Raw genomic sequence first — 5242 nt, forward strand, 5'->3', positions numbered from 1 at the left:
ATTCTTTGCGCTCCAATGTCATATCTGGAGCCTCAGGGTTCTTCATGCCCACCACATGGTAGCCAGAATCAACGTGATGGATCTCGCCTGTCACCCCACGCCCGAGATCGCTTAGCAAATACAACGCCGAGCCTCCCACATCCTCAATTGAAACATTGCGCCGCATCGGTGAATTCAGCTCGTTCCACTTCAAAATGTAGCGGAAATCACCAATCCCGGACGCCGCAAGCGTTTTGATCGTCCCGGCAGAGATTGCATTACAACGAATGCCATCCTTGCCAAGGTCCTCGGCAATATAACGCACGCTGGCTTCCAGCGCGGCTTTTGCCACACCCATCACATTGTAATGCGGCATGACTTTTTCGGCGCCATAATACGTCATGGTCAACAAAGAGCCGCCATCCGGCATCATTGTACACGCGCGCCGACAAACTGCAGTAAACGAGAACACCGAGATATCCATCGTCATTTTGAAGTTGTCGCGGCTGGTGTCGACATAGCGACCCCGAAGCTCGTTTTTATCAGAAAAACCAATGGCATGGACGACGAAGTCTAACTTTCCCCATCGCTCTTTCAGGTCGTCGAACAACGTATCGATACTGCCACCGTCGCCCACGTCGCAGGGCAGCACAAAGTCTGATCCCAGCGAGGCCGCCAGCGGAATAACCCGCTTTTTCAATGCATCGCCCTGATAGGAAAAAGCAAGCTCTGCGCCCTGTTCAGCCAGAGCCTTCGCAATTCCCCAAGCGATGGATTTATCGTTTGCCAGCCCCATGATGAGGCCGCGTTTACCCGTCATTAACCCTGCGGTCATGGCCTTGTCCCTCAGCCCGTTTACGCTGCGTCGGGTCTATGTCATGAATACCGCCGCATCAAGAGGAGCGCGCGCGATGAGTGAAAGAACCGATATTTTTGAAGGTAGCGACCCTTTCGTCATCATCCGCCGCTGGCAGGAAGAGGCCTGGAAAACCGAACTCAACGACGCCAATGCCATTGCTCTGTCCACCGTCGACCGTGACGGTTTGCCCAACGTGCGGATGGTTCTCTTGAAAGACATCGAAGACGACGCCTTCGTTTTTTATACGAACTACGAAAGCGCGAAAGGCCGAGAGCTGACAGCAACGCCAATGGCCGCCTTTGTGCTTCATTGGAAATCCCTGCGTCGTCAAGTTCGTGTCAGGGGCCACGTCACCCGCGAGGAGGGGGCTCAGGCCGACGCTTATTACAACTCCCGCGCGCTCGAAAGCCGGATCGGGGCTTGGGCGTCCGAGCAATCCCGCCCGCTTAAAAGCCGCGCCACACTAATGGGTGAAGTGGCAAGACAGGGCGCTAAACAAGGCCTTTCGCCGAAAAGGCCGCCGCATTGGGGCGGATTTCGCATCAAACCCGTTGAAATCGAGCTTTGGGCCGACGGCGCCTTCCGGTTGCATGACCGCTTTCGCTATACTCAGGGCGAGGGCATGCGTGGTTGGCAAGCAACGCGGCTGGCACCTTGACGGCATTCGACCAATATCATTCGAAAAAGCGATCTTTATCCTTGCATTAGTGCACGGCCATGGCCCAAACTGATCGCTAATAAGGGCCAAAGGCTCGAGGGATGATGCTAAACATGTCGGAAGCCGAAGAAGAAGGGACGCATGTCTCTGGCACAGTTAAGTGGTTTGACCCGTCTAAGGGTTTCGGTTTTGTCGTGGCCAACGAAGGCGGCCCCGACATTCTGCTCCACGCAAACGTGCTTAGAAATTTCGGACAATCGTCGGTTGCGGATGCGGCCGGGATTGAGGTGATCGTACAGGAAACTGAACGTGGAGTTCAGGCTGTGGAGGTGATCTCGATTTCGCCACCGGTCGGAGAAGAACCCGAAGACGACGACATGAGCAGCGAGATCGCGGAAGCGGTCGATCTGTCGCTGCCGCTTGAACCTGCACGGGTCAAATGGTTCGACAAGGCCAAGGGTTTTGGGTTTGCCAATGTGTTTGGCCGTAACGAAGACGTGTTCCTTCACGTCGAAGTTCTGCGTCGCTCAGGTCTGGCCGATCTTCAACCGGGCGAAGCGGTGTCGCTTCGTGTCGTCGATGGAAAACGCGGACGTATGGCGATGCAGGTCACCAGTTGGGAATCTGCGCTGAAGCCCGACGAGTGACCCGGACATTTCTGTTAAGCATTGTAACCTGCCTGTCCACCGCCGCAGCGCTCCATGCCTCTTGCGTCGATACTCAGGTCGATCTGCGGGGGGACTGGGGGCAGGCGCGCTTTAGCGTCGAAGTCGCTGATGATCCTGCCGAACGCTCACAAGGTCTGATGGATCGCGAAAGAATGGCCCGCAGCGCCGGCATGCTTTTTGTCTATGACAGCCCGCAACGCGTCGCCTTTTGGATGCGCAACACGCTTATCCCGCTTGATATGATTTTCATCGACGCGACAGGCACCGTCGCACGCATCCACGAAAACGCCGTTCCTCTCGACCAGACTGCGATCCATGGCGGCGATGCGATCCAATACGTGCTCGAGATCAACGCGGGCCTCTCATCGCGCCTTGGCATCGACGCAGGCACCGTCCTGCGCCATCCTGCATTCGGTGAAAATGCAGTTTGGGGCTGCAAAGTCGAAAATTAACGCGATTGCAGGATTGCGCCGGTCGAAGAACGCGGCTAATCAGCAAGCCGTCGGGGCGTAGCGCAGCCTGGTAGCGCATCTGTTTTGGGAACAGAGGGTCGGGAGTTCGAATCTCTCCGCCCCGACCACCACCATCAAATCGTGAAATTCACCCACTACATGTGGGGGAGTCTCAGTTTGCAGCACCAGGTCCGCTGTTGACCGCGACCTTCGCGCCACATTTGCATTAACCGTTTTTAATTTTACTTCCAACGCAAACAAGCGTGATCGAAGGGTTTACGCCGAGTCGACACCTACATTTCAGCCTTTAAAACCTCAATATGCGCCCTTACCGTCTTGGCAGATATAGGATTTCTTGGATAAGGGCCGCGCGCCAGCATTTCGCCCGGTCCGACCCGTCCGCCAAGCATAGAATCGCACTATCGGCAGGGCCCTGCCGGTCAACCCAAAAAACTTCACAGAATTGTAAAAAACCCCGTTGACGACCACACCTCTCTTGCTTCAGGTTGTGCAGGTCGGTCAGTGAGCCACAATATCTAGTGGTCACGGCGCAGGGATGACAACCAAATCAAAAACGCTCCCCCAAGGGCGATGTAGTGGTCCGTTTGTACGGGCAACGCTTCGATCAAGGTAGTTCCCTCGCCCCTGACCGGCACGAAATAATCGGCGTAAGCCAAAGGCGCGCCACTCTTAAAACGACCTACCACGGGGCAAGTTAATGAAAATAGATCGTTCTTTCACGAAGGCTGGAAAAGACGCCTATGCGTCGCTCGAGTTCACGCACACTGTTTCAGAGATTCGCAATCCAGACGGCACGATCGTTTTCAAACTCGACAATGTCGAAGTCCCGACAACCTGGAGTCAGGTCGCCTCTGACGTCATCGCACAGAAGTACTTCCGTAAAGCCGGCGTGCCTGCGTTGTTAAAGAAGGTTAAGGAGAAGGGCGTTCCTGAGTTCCTGTGGCGTTCGGTCCCCGATACCAAAGCTCTCGAAAAGCTGCCCGAAGAAGATCGCTTCGTCGGCGAAACATCTGCGCGTCAGGTGTTCGACCGGCTCGCAGGCGCATGGGCCTATTGGGGCTGGAAGGGCGGTTATTTCACAAAGGAAGCCGACGCCAGCGCTTACTTCGACGAGATGCGCTTCATGCTCGCCACACAACGCGCCGCACCAAATTCGCCGCAGTGGTTCAACACCGGCCTGCATTGGGCCTATGGCATCGATGGGCCGTCACAGGGCCACTACTATGTCGACTACAAGACCGCCAAACTGACCAAGTCCAACTCAGCCTACGAGCACCCACAGCCCCACGCCTGCTTCATTCAGTCCTGCGCTGATGACCTCGTAAACGAAGGTGGCATCATGGACCTATGGGTTCGCGAAGCACGACTCTTCAAGTATGGCTCGGGCACTGGGACCAATTTCTCAATGCTGCGTGGTGAGGGCGAAAGCCTTTCTGGTGGCGGCAAATCTTCAGGCCTTATGGGCTTTTTGAAAATAGGTGACCGTGCAGCTGGTGCAATCAAATCAGGTGGTACAACACGCCGCGCGGCAAAGATGGTGATTTGCGACGCCGACCACCCGGACATCGAAAAATTCATTAATTGGAAGGTAATCGAAGAGCAAAAAGTTGCCTCGATTGTCGCGGGCTCGAAAATGCACGAGCTGAAGCTGAATGGTATCTTTGCTGCCATCGCTGCTTTTGATGGTTCCGCAGAAGGCGCCTACGATCCCGCCGCCAACCCAACACTGAAGGCCGCCATCCGAGACGCCAAAAAGTCAGCAATCCCTGAGACTTACATCAAGCGCGTCCTCGATTACGCACGTCAAGGCTATGCCTCGATCGAATTCCCGACCTATGATACAGACTGGGATAGCGAAGCCTATTCGTCGGTATCTGGTCAGAACTCGAACAACTCGATCCGCGTCACTGACGCCTTTCTGAAGTCAGTCAGGGACGACACCGATTGGGAATTGATCCGCCGCAAGGACGGCAAGGTTGCGAAAACGATCAAAGCCCGCGACCTTTGGGAGCAGGTTGGCCACGCGGCATGGGCCTGCGCGGATCCCGGCATCCAATACCACGACACCGTTAACGCATGGCACACTTGCCCGGAACATGGCCCGATCCGGGGCTCAAACCCGTGCTCGGAATACATGTTCCTCGATGACACGGCCTGTAACCTGGCGTCGATGAACTTGCTCACCTTCTATAAGGACGGCGAATTCCAGACCGACGAATACGTGCACGCCACGCGCCTCTGGACCGTCACGCTGGAAATTTCGGTGATGATGGCGCAGTTCCCGTCCAAGGAAATCGCGCAGTTGTCCTATGACTTCCGCACCCTCGGTCTTGGCTACGCCAACATCGGCGGCCTGCTGATGAACATGGGTTTCAGTTACGACAGCGACGAAGGCCGCGCCCTTTGCGGAGCCCTCACTGCTGTCATGACCGGCGTTTCCTACGCAACATCCGCTGAAATGGCGGGCGAGCTTGGAGCCTTCCCGGGGCACGCGAAAAACGCCGACCACATGCTGCGCGTCATGCGCAACCATCGCCGCGCCGCTTACGGAGAAACCGACGGCTACGAGTTAATGAATGTTAACCCGGTTGCCCTTGATCACGCC

At 56.0% G+C, this 5242-nt stretch carries 5 protein-coding genes and 1 tRNA gene; 5 read left to right on the forward strand and 1 reads right to left on the reverse strand.

Features of this window, described 5'->3' with window-relative positions:
• On the reverse strand, window positions 1–814 hold an 814-nt coding region (gene fabI, locus AC221Y_RS19890; RefSeq protein ID WP_299753144.1), incomplete at its 3' end, for an enoyl-ACP reductase FabI.
• Window positions 815–890: 76 nt separating this feature from the next.
• On the opposite strand from fabI, the gene pdxH reads away from it, so the two are divergent.
• From pdxH to AC221Y_RS19915, 5 genes are all read left to right on the forward strand, one after another.
• The gene (pdxH, locus tag AC221Y_RS19895) at window positions 891–1496 is read left to right on the forward strand and encodes a pyridoxamine 5'-phosphate oxidase (protein WP_299753146.1); all 606 of its coding nucleotides are present in this window, start codon (window positions 891–893) and stop codon (window positions 1494–1496) included.
• A 113-nt stretch (window positions 1497–1609) separates the two neighbouring features.
• Window positions 1610–2143, forward strand: a complete 534-nt coding sequence (locus AC221Y_RS19900) for a cold-shock protein (RefSeq protein WP_299753148.1) — start codon at window positions 1610–1612, stop codon at window positions 2141–2143.
• Complete coding sequence (locus tag AC221Y_RS19905) at window positions 2140–2616, forward strand: DUF192 domain-containing protein (RefSeq protein ID WP_486708152.1); 477 nt, start codon at window positions 2140–2142, stop codon at window positions 2614–2616. Before AC221Y_RS19900 ends, AC221Y_RS19905 begins: the two co-directional genes overlap by 4 nt.
• A 51-nt stretch (window positions 2617–2667) precedes the next feature.
• Window positions 2668–2744 (forward strand) — tRNA-Pro (locus AC221Y_RS19910).
• Between the two features lie 590 nt (window positions 2745–3334).
• On the forward strand, window positions 3335–5242 hold a 1908-nt coding region (locus AC221Y_RS19915), incomplete at its 3' end, for a vitamin B12-dependent ribonucleotide reductase (protein WP_486708153.1).

Source organism: Boseongicola sp. (genome assembly GCF_057460485.1).

Coding starts and splice junctions, on each gene's coding strand:
- pdxH (WP_299753146.1), top strand. CDS start 891: ATGAGTGAAAGAACCGATATTTTTGAAGGTAGCGACCCTTTCGTCATC.
- AC221Y_RS19900 (WP_299753148.1), top strand. CDS start 1,610: ATGTCGGAAGCCGAAGAAGAAGGGACGCATGTCTCTGGCACAGTTAAG.